This window comes from Moritella sp. F3 (assembly GCF_015082335.1).
Taxonomy (GTDB): Bacteria; Pseudomonadota; Gammaproteobacteria; order Enterobacterales; family Moritellaceae; genus Moritella.
This window is the reverse complement of the sequence record NZ_BLRL01000006.1, coordinates 163,933-183,343: the sequence shown is the minus strand read 5'-3', so window position 1 is coordinate 183,343 and position 19,411 is coordinate 163,933. Positions and strand designations below refer to the sequence as shown.

The following is a 19,411-nucleotide window of genomic DNA, read 5'->3' as shown; positions in this document are numbered from 1 at the left end:
CTAAGTCTCCTATGTTAAAGGGTGTTACCCAAGGTTGAGTAAGCTGTTTCGATGCCCTCTATGTATACAGGGAGCGTTACGTCGATACCAGCGCAGTAATGTGCCAGTATTAACTGTTCAAGTCCACCAGCAGCTGCGTTAAATACTTCAGCGCTGCCGTTACCAGAGTTCATTTTCATATCGGAGTGAATTGTTGCATTTGTAGAATCAAAAATTACGATCCCTAAAATGCCAAGTTCAACTGTATCCATTATAAATACCTCAAAGTTTTGGATGTAAAGCCCTTATTGATAACGGGCTTAAGTGCGAATGCACGGGTTGGTTGTAGTTAGTTCTGTAATTGAACGTTATTAGCAAAGGTTTTGGCCAAGTGCTTGGTAAGAAGCATCAACGCCCTCTTTATACGCAGGTGCTGTTACATCAATTCCTGCGCAGTAATGCGCAAGGATTAATGATTCAACACCATCTACTGCTATATTAAACGCAACAGTATCTTCATAGTCATCATCGCCTTCAACACAAGTAGTATCCTTCATGTCAGAAGAGATAGCAGCACCGGTTGAGCCGTTTTCACCGCCTAAGTCGGTGATCACAATACCATAAATGTCTAGTTCGGTAGTTTTCATTTAAATACCTTAATTTTTTGAATGTAAAGCCCATTAGGAATGGGCTTATGTGCGAAAGCACGGGTTGGTGGTAGGTTGCTCCCACTGGGAGTGTTGTTGATTAGCTGTTATTGGTTTGCCAGGATTTCAATTGCAAACATGTCTTTTAAAGGGATGAGAACAAGTCCATCGCCAAACGTAACCACTTTGCCAGTGTTAGTCTGGTAGTAGTCGTATTTACCATTAGTTAAATCGCTATTGGCTTCCGGAGTGATTGCAATGTAAGGGCGTTTAAGGTTTGCTACGTCTCCCTGATAATCACTTCGATTACCTTTGAGGCCTTTAAGCGTTAAGACATCAAAGCAACAATCCGAGAAGTATTTCTGTACAGCACTTGTTAGTTCGAGACCTTTCTCCCAAGCAAGATCAAGGAAAGAAACTGAAACATCGATGTTTTTATCAAACGATTTGATCATGCTCTCTAGCTCTTCGATATAGCGTTCACTAAAATCGGAACTATCGAAACACAGTGAACCTATAGTGTCATCATCGCCGTATCTATTTACATCGACAATTAAACCTTCATGAGTTCTGTTTATCGTAACAACCCCCATTCCTTTAACGGTTACATGTAGTCGACCCGAGTCACCAAAACCATCTTTAACAATAAAGTTGTCCGTCTTTGCAAGAGTGTTCTTAGTTGCATTAGTTGCAGTAGGTGATGTTGTAGCTATTTTTGCTGGTGTTGAATTTGTCATAGTGTTCCCATTAGGAGTATTGGAAGTAAGGTCGTCATAAGTGACGTTGCGGATTTAAACCTGGGCTCCGCTCGATATTGATGCAAGCATCAAATAACAGGTATAAGCAGTGACTCGACATACCAATAGGTATGACAACGCACAACGCATAGCTGTTATTGATAATAATACTGTTGAGTGTTAATGCTGGTGGTTGCACTAAATGGTGTAAAACGTGGAAGTGAGGGCTTTTTTACGTCGTTACCTATCCCTTTGACGTTGAAACTATAGCGTTAACCTGCACTGATATCAAGAACTGGTAAGTTTGTTCGTCGATATTAGTCGGAGTTGTCCATAATACTTATCTAAAGGCGATACCATAATCAGTATAATTACAGTTATCACATTGGTACTTATTTGTGTTTTTCATGGCTTATCCTATTGATTATTTTGAGGGCGACTCCTATTTGGAACTGAGTAATACCTTGTGTACATCGATTGATGCACACAAGGTGATTGGGTTATTTTAGTAAGTAGTTGTTACCAAATCGGCTTCAATTTCTTTGTGTCACCCCTAAAATGGAATGGTTTCTTTTTTTAGTTTCTCCAAACGAGATAAGTTGTACTTGCAAATCTCTTCTGGTGTAGCTTTTTCAATAGATCTACACCATTCATCGTCTTCAGCAATACTAAAACCCACCAGCATGCTTATATCAACGACAATCTCATTCGACAAAGTCACGTCGACCTCACTGCCCCAAAAATCACTATCAGCAACTAAGAGGTTTAGATGTTCCTACTCTTTGTTGATTGCGTCATTTAGACGTTTCTCATAGAGATATGGAGTAGAACCGTATTTATGGACACTGAAACGTTCCTCAGTGAATGCTTCAGAAACCGAATAGACTACCCACTTTACAGCGTCTGGGTCAACAGCGTAGCTATCCTTATCATCGCCGTAGTACGTCTTTGCGATACTATCGTTGTAGTCGGAAGACCACCCAATAGCGTCATGTTCTAACTCAAAGAACTCAATGGGCTCATCGCAGTGGCCAAATGGGATGATGCAATAAGTTGAACACCAGTTGGTGTGTTCGTTCAACATCATTATAAACGCGTCTTTGTTTATTCTTCCGTCGAAACACATATTGTTGATGACTCGTTTCAACTGATCTACTTTTGACAGTGATTCAACGTTAACTTCAGTGTCGATAGCAATTAAGGAATTGCCATCTTCGAAGTTACTTGCGTTTTTAAGTAACGTTATTAAATTTACTATTTGTGATGTGCACAATTTTATTTTAGACATGTTGTGATCCTGTTTGGATGATTGAAAGTAAGGTCGTCATAATTGACGTAGTGGATTTAAACCTGGGCTCCACTCGATATTGATGCGAGCATCAAATAACAGCTATAAGCAGTGACTCGACATGCCAATAGGTATGACAACTCACAACGCATAGCTGTTATTGATAATAATACTGTTGAGTGTTAATGCTGGTGGTTGCACTAAATGGTGTAAAACGTGGAAGTGAGGGCTTTTTTACGTCGTTACCTATCCCTTTGACGTTGAAACTATAGCTTTTACCAAAATGAATAGCAATAACGTGATCGCTTTTCAAACATGAATACTCAACCACTAGTTTCCTAGTGATTGAGTGTTCGTACACCAGAGAGATTAAGCATCCAATTAATGAAGTGCCTAACCTCCTAGCGTTAAAGCGTTAAAGAACTCGTACTCATAATGTGTATGACTTCTTTTTGCCTCGAGGTTTAAAGGTTGTATTTTTAAGCGTTAAACTAATCGCGCTTATCAGCTCTGGGTTGATATCTACAATATTAAATTTGATGAACATCTTCTTGCTGGAACAGAGGTTATCAAAATCGAACTGTAGTTCATCATTGGTACCGAAATATTCATTAAGCACCTTTTTATATAAATTCATGTGAGTATTGGCAACATGGTCACCCTTCTCTACGCGAATTCCTTTTATATCAGAATCAAGTTGGTTCAACGTGAGACCAATTATCTGTTCTGCAAATTTACTTTTCACATCCAGTCTGAGCTTGGCCGTTTCGCTATACTCAGAATATTCGATTGATGACCACATAATTGGCTCATTCCCAAAAGACACACAACTAGCCGACAGTTCCTTTGAATAAGGTACTTGATAGCTAGTTTCAATTGCTGCCATGATGCTTTTTACATTGTCTACGCACTGTTGTGCAATTGCTTTGGTTTCAAATTTAATGTTCATTGAAATTCCTTGCCTATGAGGCGGTTTGAAGTGGCATGATTGCCATGGTTAATACATTTAAAAAATGGGCAGTCTTAAAGGTTAAGCAGCGCTACTAGCTTGCAGTTTGTCTTTAAGACTAGTTACTGGTTCAAGTCAAGATAGTGGCTATTCGTTCAATAGCGCTAACAACATCCTCATTTAACGCTTTTGATTCAACCCCGATCTTACTGATATCTTCACTATACGCGTCGACCATCAGTGTTTTCAGATCATCATTAAATATAAGTGAACCTTCGTTTTTTGCTGACACATGATTGATAATGCTAGTGTGAAAACCAATAACTTCATCATCCAATTTGGCGTGAAACTCTAAGCACAGTTTTGGTGTATCCCAATCAAAGACCAAGTTTATAGACATAGACTTCACCAGATTTATTGAATCAATATCACGTTGTAGGTTACATTTAACTTCAGAATAAATGCCTGACTCACTAAATATTTCCCAACCGGTGTTCTCAACAGCGCTTTCAAACTCAGAAGAGAACCTGCCAATCCCTAATATATCGTGATATGCAAACACTGCACCTAACGAGGTGTTGATATTCAACTTAGGAATGACTGTTGTGATATCGCTATCCACAACACCTGATATTAAGGTCCCTACTTCTTGCATTGCTACACGTAAACCGGTCAATTGACATTCACCTGCTGTCGGAACATCGCTTACCAGACTTTCATTGGCAAGTGCTGTTAGTGTTTTAAGAAGATCTGTTGCTTGCTGTTTAAAGTTATCAGCCGTTTCAATTGCCGTAATTGGATATGACAAACATCGGCAACGCGGACATTCTTTATCGGTATACACATCACCAGCGTCAAGCCGTTCGTGAATATTCGACACGGGTCTAAATGCAATGCCATAATTTGTGTATTTGCAATTAGGACATTTATATTCAACATTTTTGTGATTGTTCATGTGGTGTTCCATTAGGATAATTGAAAGTGAGGTCGTCATAACTGACGTAGTGGATTTAAACCTGGGCTCCACTTGATATTGATGCGAGCATCAAATAACAGGTATAAGCAGTGCATAGACATATAGATAGGTACGATAAAGCACAGCGCATAACTATTTTCTGAATAAGTGTTTTGAGGAGATAAGTGCTGATAGGATGCACTTAAGGTATTCATTGATTTGGAAGCGAGGGGCTTATTTAATGTCTAGAACCCCTTTGACATAGAAACTATAACTTTAACTAGTATTAATTTCAACAAATGCCCTGCCTCGTCGGCGATAGCTTATCGTAATATTTCAGGTTTTGCCTATGATACTGATTGTGGGTATTTTGTGATTACCGTATTCATTGTATATCGGCAATTTCGAAGTGATTGTGGCGCCAGAATATGCCGAGTATAAAGAATGCGTGACGTCGTCACACTATAAGAAATGTAAAAAAGGACTAACAAGGATAACTATATTGTAACGATAACTGGAAAGGATGATGCCGAGGTAATTAAGCAGATACCCACCAGCTCGAAAGCTGGTGGATAAGTACTAATGTTTATTTATGTAAATTTAAAATCTACTATTTCTACGCCTGAAGATAAACGTTTATAATATTCATCACCTTTATCTGATGGTTCACACAGACGTCCGTTCGGTGAAAATATACCTATCACCTCATCGTTACTATCGAAAACGTCACCACCGAGAGTATATCGGCCGAATTCTTGCTCATCTGTAAACGCCATCCATTTACGTTTGGCATCTGCTAGATCGTCAACATCAACAAATTCTTCACTCGTGATAGTGTAGTTTTGATCTAACGTTCCTAATCGAAGCTTTAACGCTCCTTTTTTCGTTTTAACGGTCTTGCTCATAATTGATGATCCTAATTGGATGGTTGTTGTTTGTTTTGGGAAGTTCATTCCCATTAATGATGCGCCCAGTTCCCCAGGCGTAGATTTGATTAATCACTATCTATCGTGTTGGTTAGCTATGCCAAAGTGAAAATCACTCCGGAGTTTGGCCAAGAATACCAGCCAGCTCTTCAAGAGCACTGGTTATATCGCTACTGTGTGTATCAGCGTAATTATTATCTGCAGTTTGAATCGCATCAACATTATCGCTATAAGCACTGACAAATAGTGATTTTAGTTCTTCACCAGTAAGTGACGGTGTAATCAAATCGTGAATATTTAATACGTGACCAGGAATGAATTCATCACCTTCGTTAGAACCAAAATTAAGAAACATCTGACCCCCCCAGTAAAAAACTAAGTGGACATTAATGCTGATGCAATCAGTGTCAGTGACTTCACTGGTGCGCAATTCAAATTCGAGGTCTGGATGGTCGCCATTTTCTTTAAACTCATGCCAGTTACTTTTATCTAAAACAGTGACAAAGTTTGGTTGGAAACCGCCACAATCTTCATGTGCATTGGTTAAAATTGCGTTTAGAAAGGTATCGTTATTCACTTTAGGTTCGTTGTTGATTAAATCGCTATCCTCAACACCATTAATTACCTTCTCTAACTGCTTAGTAGCTATGTGGAATGCTACTAATTGACTTTCTTCAGCTGTATTACCAGCTTCAATTAATGCATTACTAGCAAGTTCGGCAAGTTGTTCAAGCATTGCAGTCGCTTCACTTTTAAAATGCTCAGCTGTTTCAATAACAGTCACTGGGTACGCAAGCGCTCCACAGTCAGGGCATTCTTTATCAGTAAATGGACTACCAACACTAAAACGAATATCAGCATCGGAGACATCGGCAAAATCACCGGTGTCACGAGCAATACTGCAGTTGTCGCATTTGTATTTTGTTGAAGTATTTGTTTGATTGTTCATTGGTCATTCCTAATTGGATGGTTGTTGTGGGCACTCCATATTGGGTGCCCTTTGATTAGATAGGTATAGAATTATCCATTGTGATCATTGTTTTCATTAGATGGTACCGAGTTAAACTCGTACCAATCTAATAGCGCGTGCTCACGACATGTGGCTCTAAATTACATAGAAACTCATTTGCACTATGAAAGTCACTCGCATAGATTGCAAATTTATCCAGCATCTCGGTACGCGTATGTTTAACAGAATCGAATTCAGTAAAGAGATCTACTGCATTCCATTTCAACCGCTTTAGCTTTCTGAGATTGCTTTCGGCTCGTGATAGCAAACTATGATTTCGCTTCACCGAATGAGAACGCATTGCTTTGTCAACTTTACTTTTCGCTGCTAAAATTTCAATTTGAAGCATCGGGGTTAGTACGTTAGATAATGTAGACATGTTGTCTTCCTTAATATCTGATTGGATATGCTAAATGGCGCCTGTAGAGACGTTATTAACGGATTGGGCTAATTGCCTGGTTTGTGCTTCTAGTTAACTAGACTCGGTCACTTGTATTAAGAAGTGTAATTGGGGTGGTTTAGATGAATCATGAATAATTTGAAAGGTGTTATAAGTTGTGGCCATGCATTTCGAGCACAAGCTGTCGCTTAACATCCTCAAATATGTAAACGCCCTCTGATTTAACAAAGGCTTCAATATCGAGAAAGGGAACGCAAACGGTTACATTTGTCATTTCAACATCTCGCATCTTATTCATTAATTCAGTTTCGGTTTGTACGCCATCGGCATCGTAATACATATCTAGTGAAGGTATGTATACCACAGCGTGATCGCGATATTCGACATCCCTTGATACATGATACAAAAGCGTATCTGGGAAACCCTCTGTGATAGCCTTAGCTAAAGTGTAACAACCGCCATCCAACCAACCACATGAGTGATTTGTTATTAACATGGTAGTGACTACATCCTTTGCATAGGTGATCGCATCAATAGTTTCTTGTTTCATAGCGTTCCGTAGAAGTAAGTAACGCAGTTTTATTGGAAGGTTTACTTTGCTGACAAGATTAGCCACCAGCGCGTAAATATTTTAGTTGAGTGATAACCACTGTACAGATAACTTACGTTCGTTAGCTCACACCAATATGCAACTCATGACATATCTCTATAAGTTCAGATTCACTTTTAAAAGCCAAAGCAAAAAAAGTGTCACCATATACCTTCGTGCCATTAGCTTTGAATGCAAGTAAGATGTCGGTAACCATTACCTCCCTCTTTGTTTGTTTTGATTTTTTTATATCCGCGTAACTAATCACTTCTACAAACTTTTCGTCCCCTTCAAAACCGACACGAAAAGATTCGTTCATATTATTTGTAGCAGTTATCAACTCATTCGCTGGTAATGACTGCAATAACTCATGTAAATGATTAAGTGTTAGTTCATCATCAGCCATTTCTTGGTTCGACATACAACATAATAATGTTTTGTCACCCACAAATAATTCCACACCGAGCTTAACAAAATCTAACTCAGGTTTGGTGACAAGTAGTTTTTGGCCATACAGACTCAATTGACTCGATGTTACTTCTAAAAGCATTTCTACTGTCATTGGTGTTTTCAGTTCGCTTATTAGCATATTGAATTTCCTAGCGGGATGGTTGTAAGTACAATCGATAATTCGACATTGTTGTTTCAGATAACTATGTATCTATTTCACTTTACTGTTGCGTAAAAGCTTTCAATTAAGATAGTTGGTAGTAAGGTCGTCACAAATGACTTAGTGGATTTAAACCTGGGTCCACTCGATATTGATGCAAGCATCAAATAACAGGTATAAGCAGTGACTCGAAATGCTAGTAGGCACGACAACACACAACGCATAGCTGTTATTGATAATAATATTTAGGGTGTTAATGCTGGTGGCCGCATTAATGATTTAATCTTGGAAGTGAGGGGTTTTTAACGTCGTAACTTGTCCCTTTGACGATGAAACTATATCTTCTTTCAAAATGAATATCAATAAAAGCAAAACTACTATTAACCTGAGGGTTTACGTTAACCGAAACACTAAGTCTACTTTGCTTACACCAGAAATCAGGGGTATACGCTTTCAGTTTAATTAAGATAACAAACTAAACTGATATATGTTATCCACCAGCTCTTACGCTGGTGGATAAGCAATTATATTAATTGGTTTAGATGAAAGCCTAGTACATATAGTAAGCACGTATGGCAGTTTACAAAAACGTCCTTAAGTAACATGAACTACAACGAGCTAGGCCATTTCCAGCCACTCGGCTGCAACCTTCCCCTTTTGCTGTAGCACAGCGCATTTTAGTAGGTTTTCAGCTTCCCTTACTTCTTGTTGCGCAAAACTGAGAAACTTTTGTTCTAAGTGAGTTGTTAAAGCTGAGCACAGGTAATGTCGATTGAGATCGTCATGGGTTAAAAGCCAATACAAAGATCCATTTTTAAGCCGAACCAAGGTTATTAACTTATCACCATAGTTAGAAGAGATCCCTCGGCGTTGTTCAATAACTCGTGGGATCATCTCACAATCTTGGGTCGTCATGCTAATACCAATATGTTCGAGAAGAGTTAAGTCACTATTAGTGTTATTACCAAATGGAAATGCAATATTCAAATTAACATTTAGTGCTGTTTCAATGGTCGGGGCTGCATCAAAAAGTATCAGGTCAACAGGCTTTCGTTTATCATTAAGACTAGCCGCTAGTTCATATACGTACCGTTCAATATTCAACTCAACATCGATCGCTTCAATTACTTTCGATTTAAGTATAACCTTTGGTTGATACAGGCTGTAACTAACCTGTTGATTATCACTGAATCGCTTACAGCTAACATCAGGGGCTAATATAAGTGCCGTTTTGTATGTAGCACTAGCAGCACTAACAATCGTGACATCTACATCCGAACTTTGACAAGATTGATAGATAGATTCAATTCGGCCCTTTAACAGCCCTACAACCTTTAATTCAACGTTATCGTCTTTACCTGCAATGGAAGGTGCCCAAAGTAATACTTCAGTTAGTAAGTAGTGTTTGTTCATTTAGTAGAGATCCTTTTGGATGGTTTGCAAGAAGGTCGCCGTAATTGACGTTGTGGATTTAAACCTAAGTTCCACTCAATATTGATGGTAGTCATCAAGTACAGATATAAGCAGTGATTAAAAAGCCAATTAGATACAGTAAGGCACAATTCATAGCTGTGATTGATGATTAGTTTAATTACCATTGCTGGTGGTGGGTTTAATCTTGCTGAAGGCATAAAGCCACCAGCAAGATTAAGGTATGTCAGCTTTAAGACTAACTAGTTAGATGTATTTACGTAAAATTGCGGCATCCAAATGAGGTACTTCCTTAACAGAATATAACGATAATGCTATATCACCAGTACAGTCCAATGCATACCCCTTATCTTCCTTGGGAAATTCAAGTTTATCACGAGTATTATCTGCCATAGCAAGCTTAACGGCATCTTCTTTACTGTCGCAATTATGCAGAGTTATAGAACGCTCTTCATTTTCGCCATTAGTAATAATAAGTCTAACTATAAAGAAACGGTCGTTGCTATCCATATTGCTACCATCGGTAATATCAGTGGTCAACCGCTGGACTGACATCGCATGATCTTCAATTATTTGAAACACATTCGAAGTGTCTTCGTCTTCAGGTGGCACCCAGGCGTTTTCAGATAAAAAAGCTGCTTGCTTATCTTCGGTTAAACTTACAAAGTCTTCTGGTAACTCATTAGTAAGAAAGGCCGCTGGTGATGCTAATAGCATTTTGTTCTTTTGTTGGTCTGTAAAGTTCATTGTAAGTATCCTTTAGGAAGTTTGATATGTAAGGTCGTCATAATTGACGTTATGGATTTAAACCTATCTCCACACGATATTGATGAAAGTCATCAAGTACAGCTATAAGCAGTGTTCAACATGCCAATAGGCACGGTAAAGCACAACGCATAGCTGTGATTGATAATAGGATTTGATTGGTGTTGCTGGTGGTTAGCGCATTTGGGTATTATAGGTAACTTAGAAGTGAGGGGTTATTTAATGTCACGAACGCCCCTTTGACAATCAAACTATACTTTATCTACCTGTCATTCGCAATGGCTATTCACTTGGCTAAAGAACCACTCTCAATCATTGCTACTAACAAAATGCGGCGCCACCCCCTCACAACCAATCATGCATTACTTTATAATTATTGGGTGGGAGTGCTTAACCACATCACACCCCTAATAGTAGCGAGAATTTGGTATCAAGTAATGGCGTGAAAAGAATAGTGTGACGACGTCACGGTTCTCATTGTGATGATTGTATGGTCAACAATCCCAATGGGGCGATTGTTGATTTCAATTCGTTATTAAGACCCTGCCTTTGATTTTATAATACCTCGTGTTGAAACTAATCAGGAAAGCGCGTACTTAGTATGTACGGGCTCAAGCCACATAGATACTTGTTAGCGCGTTCAAAGTCACTAGAATACATTTCAAATTTAGCTAACATCTCTGTACGTGTATGATCAACTGCATCAAACTCAGAAAATAATGCCTCCGCCCCCCACTTAGATTGCTTAAGCTTTCTCAGTTTACTTTCCGATCGCGACAACATTTTAGGGTTGCAACTCATGGAGTGCGAGCGCATTGCCCGTCTTACATTACTTGACGCCAATTGGATATCAGCTTCAAGCATCGGGCTTAGCACTTCAGTTAACGTCTTCATATATCCCGTTCCTAATTACATTTGGCATCCAAACTATCTCACAGTTCAAAACTGTATTAATATAGCTTGACCTGTAAGCCCCGCTTGCCTCATTTACTCCACCTACTAACATTTTTATAAACATAACTACCTACGCCGTGCCACGCAAAGGCGTTTTAACACCCCTAGGCGGCAGCTGGTGGGCATAAAAAGTGTAGGGGTGTACGTCCTACAAGTACTTCTTAAACCAGTGGGCAGTCTCCCTTGCAATGTAAGCGCTAATTATTGCCATCGGCACAATAACAAATGACGGATTGATCGAAAAGGGGATGCTGAGATATAAAAACCAACTAAAAAATAAACTCGGCAAAAGCATTTTCTTGCCATAGTGGTATTTAAACGCACTCTCCTGGCCGTTCTGCCATCGTCTTAAATCTCGAAACACCAATCCATCGACAAGACCAACTGTGACCACCACAAGTACAAGTGGAATACTTAACGTCAAAATAGCCAGTCTCAACACAAACGACAACATCACATACAATGCAGCCAATATATATTCTTTTACACCCACTCCCGTTGAGTTTGTAAGTGACCCAAGTAGGCCGCCATCGTAGTCAGATTGAGTGACCGTTTGGACAAAGCGAGTTACTAACGACGGACTGCCATCCTCATTCGGTTGATGAAATGTCGAGTAAAAATAATCAATAATATCTATTGGCCTATACCCAAGTATATTTTCCTCTGTAAAGTCATCATTGATGTAACCCAAATCCCCTTCAAGTGTTTGCAGGGCGTGACTACTACTGTGGTCCCAATAGTAAGCCATGCCACACCATTCAATGATGATGCTCATCATCAGACTAAACATAAGCACAAGTATTGACTGCGTGATGAAATCAATGATAGTTAGCCGTTTGTCTGTAACTGCATCGTTCGCCATATCACTCGCCCACTAAATTTAAACTTTCAATTAATGAATCATATGACTTAGCTGTAAGCACTGAAGTAATTTGGTTTAAATAACTCTGGTCATACGCCATTATATTCAGTAAGTCTTTGAGCATTAGGTCTGCCTGGGCACGGGAACTTAAGAACGTATAAAGCGCGATTGTGTGCTCAGTTCTATCACTAAAGCTCCGCGGTATTGTTCCAATGTCGTCTTTAGTGGCTTCAAAGTCAGCTTGCCATTCTTTACCAAACTCCTTATTCAAGCAGAACTCTGCATAAGCACAAAATAATGGCTCAATGTTAGCAACATGATTTGCGATAGACTTTGATGTCGGCGTGCTCCCCATTGCAATTTCTGCATCTGCAATGGTACCGATAAGTTGACTTGAGAATCCTTTAAACGGATGATCTACCCCTACATTTGAATTACTACCGCTACCCACTACAACCGCGGCCTCGATTTCCGTACCACTTACATTCAAACTGCTGTTGTTAATCAAGTTACTTTCGCTGCTCATAGTTATTTCCTTTGAATTTACGGTGTCAATAATGTCAATTTTGTTATCCATATTCTTAATCACTCCCCGTTACTTATATTTTCAATCAATGATTCATACTCACCATCCCTATCCAAATTTTCATCTGGATTATGCGAGACGATACTACTATCAAAGTCATCATTCGAACTCTCAGGCATACGTTCATCAAGAAGTGTATCTTGTGTGAACTCTGACGTTTTCCACCAGCCTTCACCCGTTTTGTAACGGTCAGCCATTAGACTTCGCAATTTCGCTAACGATGGTGGTAACTCATGAGGTTCATCTTTAAGTAACGGAATACGGATATGGTACAATGTCGCTCCATCAACTAGTGCGAAGGCTTGCCCTTTAGGTTGGTTAATAATGTTGTCCGGTGTTAGTAACGGAACCTTTTCAGAAGACTGCCTATCCTGACTACCTGACGTAAAGTGGATCTTGTTATCTACATCGGAGGAATCATTCGCACCTGACATCCGCATAAGACTGTGTATGTAAACTTCTCCCAATTGGTCTGTTAATAACTCTGCAGTCTCACGCGTCTTCACTCGTAACATGATTAGCGTATTAAAGTTAGAGTAAATAACATTCGCCATATCCGTAGAGCCGGTCTTCATTGGCATGTCAGCCCTAGCTTGCATTGCCATAGTTAGTGAGATACCAGCGCCGCCTGCTTTATTTAACATCGGGATTATTCGCTCTGAGGCTAATTCTGCTCCCTCATCTATAAATAATTGAAAAATTGGTTTTTTATCTTCTTCACTTAACGCACCAAAACCCTCAGCCATACCGTTCTTGTAAATGTAACCACTGGTACTAACCAAATCTGAAATCATGTTCCCACCTACTGTATCGGAAACAACTTGGTCAGACATCGCATCGAAACCACAATAAACAACAGCGTTTTGCCTAGCAACTTTCATCCAATCAAGGATCGGACGTTTATCATTAGGGTCTTCTTTTGGTGAGAGTAGATCACTGATTTCACCGGTAGTGAGTTTTTCAAGTAATGGCAGAAAGCTTGCCGTGATTTTATCAAAATAGCCTTTTTCATATGCCACAGCGGACATCAAACCACGTACTACAGGGTCAAAAACCTTTTTCTCCGTCAAATAAACATGAAGCGCATAAGTACGTATGTTTCGCCCATCAAAATTACGAGGTAGTTTTTTTGTCCTTTTCTCTAGATCTTCAATTTCGTCAAGCCATGATGGGTCCTCTGTATTATCCAGATAGCTTTCTGCATACATACAGAACAAAGGCTCGATATTAAGAATGTACTCTTGAATGGATTCAAAGGTAGGTTTTATTCCCATTGCGATCTCTGCATTAGAGATGATATTTACAAAACGCCATGCGAAATCTTTAAATGCTGCACCGCTACCACTTGACGATAACTGATCGGTACTTCGACTCGCAACTTCTGTAAAACGTGCAAAGCTACCTGCAATAGCATTGTATCTACAGCTGATTGAAGGGAAGCCTAGGTGGAATATATAAAACTTACGACCAGCTCGCTTGGCCTCGATGTACATTCTTGTCATTAGGCTCGCATCACCTTTAGGGTCAAGACAAACAACTGGCCCCTCAAAGTCTTTAGGCTTACCAGGCTGAGTATGAATTTTACGATGAATAGCCTGAGTAATAAGCACTTCGAACATCTTACTTTTACCTGCTCGTGTAGTACCTGCGATCAGTGTATGGCCTGACCGATTATCAAGAGGTTGCTTGATATCATACTCTTCCGGTGACACAGCGTGTATGGCCTTATCACCACCAGTGGGCGGCATAGGTCGTGCAGGGTTAAATCTTGATTGAGAATTTAGTGGTTTGAGTATCTTTGTAATGATCTCATTGTGTTCAAAGTGATCTTCAAGTTTACGAGCCACGTTGTAGGCAGTCCCCATATCTAAATAATGGGCATTCTTAGCTAGCTTTAAATCTGTCAATCGTTGCGTATGGATTGCTTTCCACTCAAACCCCTTACCAAGCCAAGTCGTTTTGTTAGATACGGGTATATCCCTTGAGTACATATTGAAATCACGCATTCGGCGTATCTGCTTTTGGTACCGCCATGGCTCATACCCTTGACTCGCTCGCTTTAAACTTAAGCAGGTTAATCCCGCCGCAAGCAAATAGCTGGTGGTCGGGGCTATCATGAACACGCTAGGAGCTCCTGCAATTGCTCCTGCACCTATAAGCGCAGTTGTAGCTGAGTACAGCTCCACAGGTGGCCTTAACAGATTTTCAATGCCATATTCAGCTGCCATCACCTACACCCCAATTCCTTTACTGATAATAATTAATAAATTGTTCATCTAGCATCATTCCTACTGGAAAAAACCTTCCCTGGTGAGCAATAGCGGATAGCCATTTACACCAAACTCATGAAAAAGAAAATCAGCGTTAACCGGTTGCAGACGAAGTGGTAAAGCCATCTCCTGTATACGCTGGAAAGACTCGTATGTATCAACCTTAGTTAAAACCCCTTCAGCACCGTATCTAACCAACTCTTCCTTGTTGTTTACCAACCAATCTAACGATGCCTGGTTGTCACCGATGATAAAAAGTGGACGTTGGATCTGCGGTAAGTCTTTTATCACCGGTACCATAAGGTACATCGACCTTAATTTTTCTGGCACTACAGGAAACATTTGATCTCTCATCATCCGTGCATACGCTTCTTTCGACTCAGGCTTCTCATTCTCCATCTTCTTGATACCATCTTCCCATTGGGAGATGATTTGCTCGCGGAGTGAGTTACCAAACTTCTCTTTAGGATCGCTAGTGTTAAAGAAATATGATATTGGAGTCAGGTTATCAGCGTCTTTCAACACAACCGTATCAACCTCACGCAGCACGTTAGCTTGCATTTCAAGTAACTGCTCTTCAGATAGTCCACTTCTTTTAACAAATTCATGAGTGACACTTTGAGTTTTACCTATGCCACTCTTGGTGTTAATACTTTTCGTGTACGCAGTTGATTCATTCACTTTTGCTACTGAGATAATTGGAAGAATGCTCAATCCTATTGCGATCAATGTTAATTTATTCATGCCGTCACAAATCCTTGTAAATCTTATATACGCGTTTAGAGTAGCCTTTGGCTAACGGCTTGTTATATGGCGCATGATAGCGACCTGCGCTAACCCACCAATCATCACCACCATCATAAAACCCTTTGATAAGCCTCGCTGCGTAATCTAAATTACTTCGGGGGCTCATCATTTGGGATAGGGACTTAAACTCATGCCCATGCCATTTGTAATTAACTTGCGCTATACCAACGTCAAAATTCTTAAAACCATCACTTAATAGTTTTTCTGCGAATGCAACTGCTTCTACTTTCGTTCTGTAGTAACGTCCCTTGTCCTCCTTGTTCCACCGTATTACCCAAGGCCACGGAGTTACATTACGCTTATTGGTTTTTACCTGAGACTCGTTAATCGCTATTGCGTAAAGCAGCTTCTTCGGCAAACCATACTTATCCGATAACTGCTTGTATGCTGGTGGCTCAGGTGGATAAGTTGCAGCGTGAGCTATATTCGCGGTCTGTATAAAAAACAGCAAAGCAAATAACGAACTCAATACTTCCCCCCTACTGTACTTCACGTCTTTCAACACGACCCCAAATAGCTCCATCAATCACCTTATAGACAACAGGGAGCGCCTCGGTTAAGTATTCTGGTCTAAACCCACGCGTTACAGTAACGTTCTCTACATTAAGATCATGCTGACTAATCTTGTAGCGTTCAATAAATTCTTGCATTCCACTCTTACCCGCGTTGGATATGGTTATGTCCAGGTATGGCAGTGTACTTGTGGTATCGGAAAGATACTGCTTACAGCTTGCATCACACGGAGTACTTACATCAACAAAAAGGCTATAACGAATTGGTGACCAGTTATCTAGTTTCCGCGGTGTTCTTTCGTTAATCTCAGCTTGCGCAATTTGTTTTTCTGCTTCGATCAGTGTCTCTCGACGTAACTGTTCGCTCGTTTTGCACAGATTACTCTGTGGTGCTACACGGCAGTGGTACTTTACGACTGCGTAATTAAAATCAATTTCTTTATCTTGTCGCTCAATCTCCGTGTCATAAAGTAACTTCGCAAATCTAGTTCGCTCTTCTTCAGTTTTTGCTTCAGTGCCTAGTGTGACGATAGGGTCTAAGTTAGGTGACCAATTACCGCGAGGAGTTGTTGCCATGATTGTTTTGTATTTAACCCAGTCAGATTCGGTCACACCCCAGTTCTTGGCTTGGATTTTATCTAGTGCGGTTAAGGTTTCAATACTACGATAAACTTCCTTTGCACTGCCTGCCGATTCTATCGTTCGCTGCAACTCGCTTGAGATGTATTCACTTCGACCTTGGTTGCTTGATTGTTTTGAGCTGGTGGATGGCTCAATGCTTGGTACAGGCGCAGCATGAGCCCCCCCTACAGCGACACTTGCAGCCAGAGATAATAAAATTAGTGAGCGTGGGGCTAATTTAGGAATTTGCATTGAACAGCCCCACTCGATGACAAAATTACTTTGTTAGTCCCGTCCATTGACGCCCAATATGTTTTACCACTTCCCAACAACGTTAGGTCACAGGTTTCTAGTTGATTAGTCTTCACAATGTTTTGACTTTGGGGTTGCGGCTGGTGGTTTGAACATGCACCAAGCAGTGAAGTGAAGATTAAGACCGATGTAATTTTAAGAAAAATTTTCATATGGCTACCCTGCTGTTAATTTGTAAGTTCTTGAGTTTTTAAGTAGCGATACAATTTGCGTGTCTCGGCTTGAACTTTTTACGCTGAATCCTTCGAACTCCTCACCCTTTCGAATGATACGAATAGCATTACCTTTGATCAGTACGATTTTGTTTCGTCCTGAAACGGTGTCCACTGAATACAGTTTGTACCCGTTAATGTTGTTTATTGTCACAGGGCCGCGGGGTTTAGTTCGCTTCGGCTTTGTTCGTTTACTTGTGACTTTTGCCGTAGTTGATGCTCTCTGGTTTGATTTTGTTATGTTATCCTCGATCCCTGCCAAAAGCTTTTTGATCTTGCCTGCTTCTACTGTGAGACCATATATTGCATTATCGTTTGATTCTCCGCTTGCCTTAACATCTTCGATTTCTTTTACTAAGCCGTCAACACGGTCGGTAATTTCAGCAAATTCTTGGTTTAGTCTTCTATCATTTTGTACTAATTTTGTTTTTAGCTTAGCTAATTCGGCATCAGCTAGAGCCTGGCTGTCAAAGAATTTAACCTCTAGTTCGTTAAACTTCATTTCAAGATTAATTTGACCACTACTAAGAGTATCTTCTTGAACGGTTAGTTTTTGTCTATTTTCCCAATAGCTCCAACCACCATAGCTTAGGGCAACAATCGTACCTACCAGCCCGATCATTTTCGCCGCTTTGATTACGTGTTTTTTAATATTAGGATTTGCGGATTTCTTTGGTTTAACTTTGGGCTCGTTAATATCCTTGTTATTTATTTGATTATGAAAATCATCTTGATCATTCATTTCGAATACTGAAGCTGGTACCTCGTCTATCCCTGAATCATTTGGAGGTGATACTGTCTCTACTGTTGTATTATCGAAATCTTGACTCCCCAGTTCATCGTTCAAATTATGATTTTTTGGCATATCAATTTTTGATGCTTCCAATTTTTCGGTCAAACTAGGTTCGTTCATTGCGTTGCTCCTTCTAAATTGGCGGGGATTATCGATTCAAGAGATAGACGTCGTGAGACAGGGTCGTTAAGGAGGATGAAAGCGTCTCCAGCTAACGTCTTTAAGATATTTTCAAGAGTCACATATTCAAATTGTCGATGGACTTCCGCTAGCCCCGTCTCATACATAGTGCGTGTGTGGCGGCTAGTATTTTTTATACTAATTAACTTATAACCTGAACCATCTAGTACATAATGGATTGCTGCACCAGTTGTCTTCACCATTGGTGGGAATTTAACTGCGACAACCATTTTCAAAGGGTTTTGTTGAGTTAACTCACTATTGACTTCTATCGCGGTATAACGGGATAGAGTCAAAACCTCTGAGTTAGAAGCCGCTGACAAGTGAGTAGATAGTAAGAACAGAGAAAGCAGTGGTATTGCTAGCTTTTGTTTGCGCATTGTTGACGACCCTACGTTATGTTGATTGAAGGGATCTTACAATAGTCTGAGGGTGATTTGTGGATATGCTGAATTTCGAGATTTACCGGCCTATTTCTAGGCCAGCGTAGTAGAGGGTTTGTAATATTGATGTCTTGTATTTTTTGAAAGTCGAGATGTTTATTAGTCGCCGTTTCTCTGCGACGCGCAGCGCGGATAATATACCCACAAAAGCCAAGTGGTTTCGGTCACCACTATAAGGACCAGTTTGAATCATCTTAATCGATGACTAAATTAATATATCATAATTTTTTTAACAGTGTGCGATAGCGTGAATCTTTAATATGGTCATATAAAGATCCTAGTATTTTTAGTGTGTAGTCATATTTATATAATTAAACGAAATAATGATAAATAATTAATAACTTAACAATTACCTTTAAAGAAAAACACTGCAGTCGAGATAGTTACTAAATTATATCACGATCGTACAACGATCCATTCCAGATCATTACAGATCCACAGCCGATCCAAGGTTTACTCCGAATGCCAGAGCACAAATTTTAAAGCACCTGCCTTTTTGGTTCCGGACATTTTACTCCGAATGCCAGAGCACATATTTTAAAGCACCTGCCATTTTGGTTCCGGACATTTTACT

The 19,411-nt window shown here is 39.9% G+C and carries 23 protein-coding genes; all 23 read right to left on the bottom strand.

Translation table 11 applies throughout. The features are described 5' to 3' along the window. Positions 1–14: 14 nt before the first annotated feature. The 23 genes from JFU56_RS12485 to JFU56_RS12375 all read right to left on the bottom strand — a co-directional run bounded on the left by JFU56_RS12485 (position 15) and on the right by JFU56_RS12375 (position 18,774). Positions 15–251, bottom strand: coding sequence for a hypothetical protein (locus JFU56_RS12485; protein WP_198437626.1), 237 nt, complete (start codon positions 249–251; stop codon positions 15–17). 99 nt (positions 252–350) lie between these two features. Beyond that, a complete protein-coding gene (locus tag JFU56_RS12480) occupies positions 351–626 on the bottom strand; it encodes a hypothetical protein (RefSeq protein WP_198437625.1) in 276 nt (91 codons plus the stop codon). Positions 627–733: 107 nt separating this feature from the next. Beyond that, positions 734–1,363 (bottom strand): hypothetical protein, encoded by a 630-nt coding sequence (locus tag JFU56_RS12475; RefSeq protein ID WP_198437624.1) that lies wholly within the window; start codon positions 1,361–1,363, stop codon positions 734–736. A 553-nt stretch (positions 1,364–1,916) separates the two neighbouring features. Continuing rightward, a complete protein-coding gene (locus JFU56_RS12470) occupies positions 1,917–2,084 on the bottom strand; it encodes a hypothetical protein (protein WP_198437623.1) in 168 nt (55 codons plus the stop codon). Positions 2,085–2,138: 54 nt separating this feature from the next. Then, positions 2,139–2,651 (bottom strand): hypothetical protein, encoded by a 513-nt coding sequence (locus JFU56_RS12465; RefSeq protein ID WP_198437622.1) that lies wholly within the window; start codon positions 2,649–2,651, stop codon positions 2,139–2,141. 430 nt (positions 2,652–3,081) lie between these two features. Continuing rightward, complete coding sequence (locus tag JFU56_RS12460) at positions 3,082–3,600, bottom strand: hypothetical protein (RefSeq protein WP_198437621.1); 519 nt, start codon at positions 3,598–3,600, stop codon at positions 3,082–3,084. A gap of 130 nt (positions 3,601–3,730) precedes the next feature. Beyond that, entirely contained in the window at positions 3,731–4,555 is an 825-nt protein-coding gene (locus JFU56_RS12455; RefSeq protein ID WP_198437620.1) for a hypothetical protein, read from the bottom strand. Between the two features lie 590 nt (positions 4,556–5,145). Continuing rightward, positions 5,146–5,460: a hypothetical protein gene (locus tag JFU56_RS12450; RefSeq protein WP_198437619.1), complete on the bottom strand. Its 315-nt coding sequence runs from the start codon at positions 5,458–5,460 to the stop codon at positions 5,146–5,148. Between the two features lie 133 nt (positions 5,461–5,593). After that, positions 5,594–6,430 carry a hypothetical protein gene (locus JFU56_RS12445; RefSeq protein ID WP_198437618.1) on the bottom strand — a complete coding sequence of 279 codons (837 nt, stop codon included), beginning with the start codon at positions 6,428–6,430 and terminating at the stop codon, positions 5,594–5,596. A gap of 127 nt (positions 6,431–6,557) precedes the next feature. Further along, positions 6,558–6,869: a hypothetical protein gene (locus JFU56_RS12440; protein ID WP_198437617.1), complete on the bottom strand. Its 312-nt coding sequence runs from the start codon at positions 6,867–6,869 to the stop codon at positions 6,558–6,560. A gap of 169 nt (positions 6,870–7,038) precedes the next feature. Beyond that, on the bottom strand, positions 7,039–7,440 hold the full coding sequence (locus JFU56_RS12435) for a hypothetical protein (protein ID WP_198437616.1): 402 nt from the start codon (positions 7,438–7,440) through the stop codon (positions 7,039–7,041). A 121-nt stretch (positions 7,441–7,561) separates the two neighbouring features. Next, positions 7,562–8,068 (bottom strand): hypothetical protein, encoded by a 507-nt coding sequence (locus tag JFU56_RS12430; protein ID WP_198437615.1) that lies wholly within the window; start codon positions 8,066–8,068, stop codon positions 7,562–7,564. A 639-nt stretch (positions 8,069–8,707) separates the two neighbouring features. Then, a complete protein-coding gene (locus JFU56_RS12425) occupies positions 8,708–9,502 on the bottom strand; it encodes a hypothetical protein (protein ID WP_198437614.1) in 795 nt (264 codons plus the stop codon). Positions 9,503–9,766: 264 nt separating this feature from the next. Continuing rightward, positions 9,767–10,267, bottom strand: a complete 501-nt coding sequence (locus tag JFU56_RS12420) for a hypothetical protein (RefSeq protein ID WP_198437613.1) — start codon at positions 10,265–10,267, stop codon at positions 9,767–9,769. A gap of 594 nt (positions 10,268–10,861) precedes the next feature. Beyond that, a complete protein-coding gene (locus JFU56_RS12415) occupies positions 10,862–11,179 on the bottom strand; it encodes a hypothetical protein (protein WP_198437612.1) in 318 nt (105 codons plus the stop codon). A 208-nt stretch (positions 11,180–11,387) separates the two neighbouring features. Further along, positions 11,388–12,101, bottom strand: a complete 714-nt coding sequence (locus JFU56_RS12410) for a TIGR03747 family integrating conjugative element membrane protein (RefSeq protein WP_198437611.1) — start codon at positions 12,099–12,101, stop codon at positions 11,388–11,390. 1 nt (position 12,102) lies between these two features. Further along, positions 12,103–12,627, bottom strand: a complete 525-nt coding sequence (locus tag JFU56_RS12405) for a hypothetical protein (protein ID WP_198437610.1) — start codon at positions 12,625–12,627, stop codon at positions 12,103–12,105. A gap of 59 nt (positions 12,628–12,686) precedes the next feature. Next, positions 12,687–14,915 carry a type IV conjugative transfer system coupling protein TraD gene (traD, locus tag JFU56_RS12400; RefSeq protein ID WP_242065954.1) on the bottom strand — a complete coding sequence of 743 codons (2,229 nt, stop codon included), beginning with the start codon at positions 14,913–14,915 and terminating at the stop codon, positions 12,687–12,689. A gap of 60 nt (positions 14,916–14,975) precedes the next feature. After that, the gene (locus JFU56_RS12395) at positions 14,976–15,701 is read right to left on the bottom strand and encodes a PFL_4695 family integrating conjugative element protein (protein ID WP_198437608.1); all 726 of its coding nucleotides are present in this window, start codon (positions 15,699–15,701) and stop codon (positions 14,976–14,978) included. A 4-nt stretch (positions 15,702–15,705) separates the two neighbouring features. Further along, on the bottom strand, positions 15,706–16,287 hold the full coding sequence (locus JFU56_RS12390) for a transglycosylase SLT domain-containing protein (protein WP_198437607.1): 582 nt from the start codon (positions 16,285–16,287) through the stop codon (positions 15,706–15,708). Then, entirely contained in the window at positions 16,244–17,149 is a 906-nt protein-coding gene (locus JFU56_RS12385) for a hypothetical protein (protein ID WP_198437606.1), read from the bottom strand. Before JFU56_RS12385 ends, JFU56_RS12390 begins: the two co-directional genes overlap by 44 nt. 216 nt (positions 17,150–17,365) lie before the next feature. Beyond that, on the bottom strand, positions 17,366–18,334 hold the full coding sequence (locus JFU56_RS12380) for a hypothetical protein (RefSeq protein ID WP_198437605.1): 969 nt from the start codon (positions 18,332–18,334) through the stop codon (positions 17,366–17,368). Then, the gene (locus tag JFU56_RS12375) at positions 18,331–18,774 is read right to left on the bottom strand and encodes a hypothetical protein (protein ID WP_198437604.1); all 444 of its coding nucleotides are present in this window, start codon (positions 18,772–18,774) and stop codon (positions 18,331–18,333) included. The genes JFU56_RS12380 and JFU56_RS12375 overlap by 4 nt, the downstream gene beginning before the upstream one ends. Positions 18,775–19,411 lie beyond the last annotated feature (637 nt).

Coding starts and splice junctions, on each gene's coding strand:
- JFU56_RS12375 (WP_198437604.1), bottom strand. CDS start 18,774: ATGCGCAAACAAAAGCTAGCAATACCACTGCTTTCTCTGTTCTTACTA.
- JFU56_RS12430 (WP_198437615.1), bottom strand. CDS start 8,068: ATGCTAATAAGCGAACTGAAAACACCAATGACAGTAGAAATGCTTTTA.
- JFU56_RS12380 (WP_198437605.1), bottom strand. CDS start 18,334: ATGAACGAACCTAGTTTGACCGAAAAATTGGAAGCATCAAAAATTGAT.
- JFU56_RS12465 (WP_198437622.1), bottom strand. CDS start 2,651: ATGTCTAAAATAAAATTGTGCACATCACAAATAGTAAATTTAATAACG.
- JFU56_RS12475 (WP_198437624.1), bottom strand. CDS start 1,363: ATGACAAATTCAACACCAGCAAAAATAGCTACAACATCACCTACTGCA.
- JFU56_RS12410 (WP_198437611.1), bottom strand. CDS start 12,101: ATGGCGAACGATGCAGTTACAGACAAACGGCTAACTATCATTGATTTC.
- JFU56_RS12455 (WP_198437620.1), bottom strand. CDS start 4,555: ATGAACAATCACAAAAATGTTGAATATAAATGTCCTAATTGCAAATAC.
- JFU56_RS12435 (WP_198437616.1), bottom strand. CDS start 7,440: ATGAAACAAGAAACTATTGATGCGATCACCTATGCAAAGGATGTAGTC.
- JFU56_RS12440 (WP_198437617.1), bottom strand. CDS start 6,869: ATGTCTACATTATCTAACGTACTAACCCCGATGCTTCAAATTGAAATT.
- JFU56_RS12425 (WP_198437614.1), bottom strand. CDS start 9,502: ATGAACAAACACTACTTACTAACTGAAGTATTACTTTGGGCACCTTCC.
- JFU56_RS12395 (WP_198437608.1), bottom strand. CDS start 15,701: ATGAATAAATTAACATTGATCGCAATAGGATTGAGCATTCTTCCAATT.
- JFU56_RS12445 (WP_198437618.1), bottom strand. CDS start 6,430: ATGAACAATCAAACAAATACTTCAACAAAATACAAATGCGACAACTGC.
- JFU56_RS12420 (WP_198437613.1), bottom strand. CDS start 10,267: ATGAACTTTACAGACCAACAAAAGAACAAAATGCTATTAGCATCACCA.
- JFU56_RS12450 (WP_198437619.1), bottom strand. CDS start 5,460: ATGAGCAAGACCGTTAAAACGAAAAAAGGAGCGTTAAAGCTTCGATTA.
- JFU56_RS12480 (WP_198437625.1), bottom strand. CDS start 626: ATGAAAACTACCGAACTAGACATTTATGGTATTGTGATCACCGACTTA.
- traD (WP_242065954.1), bottom strand. CDS start 14,915: ATGGCAGCTGAATATGGCATTGAAAATCTGTTAAGGCCACCTGTGGAG.
- JFU56_RS12405 (WP_198437610.1), bottom strand. CDS start 12,627: ATGAGCAGCGAAAGTAACTTGATTAACAACAGCAGTTTGAATGTAAGT.
- JFU56_RS12390 (WP_198437607.1), bottom strand. CDS start 16,287: ATGGAGCTATTTGGGGTCGTGTTGAAAGACGTGAAGTACAGTAGGGGG.
- JFU56_RS12385 (WP_198437606.1), bottom strand. CDS start 17,149: ATGCAAATTCCTAAATTAGCCCCACGCTCACTAATTTTATTATCTCTG.
- JFU56_RS12485 (WP_198437626.1), bottom strand. CDS start 251: ATGGATACAGTTGAACTTGGCATTTTAGGGATCGTAATTTTTGATTCT.
- JFU56_RS12460 (WP_198437621.1), bottom strand. CDS start 3,600: ATGAACATTAAATTTGAAACCAAAGCAATTGCACAACAGTGCGTAGAC.
- JFU56_RS12415 (WP_198437612.1), bottom strand. CDS start 11,179: ATGAAGACGTTAACTGAAGTGCTAAGCCCGATGCTTGAAGCTGATATC.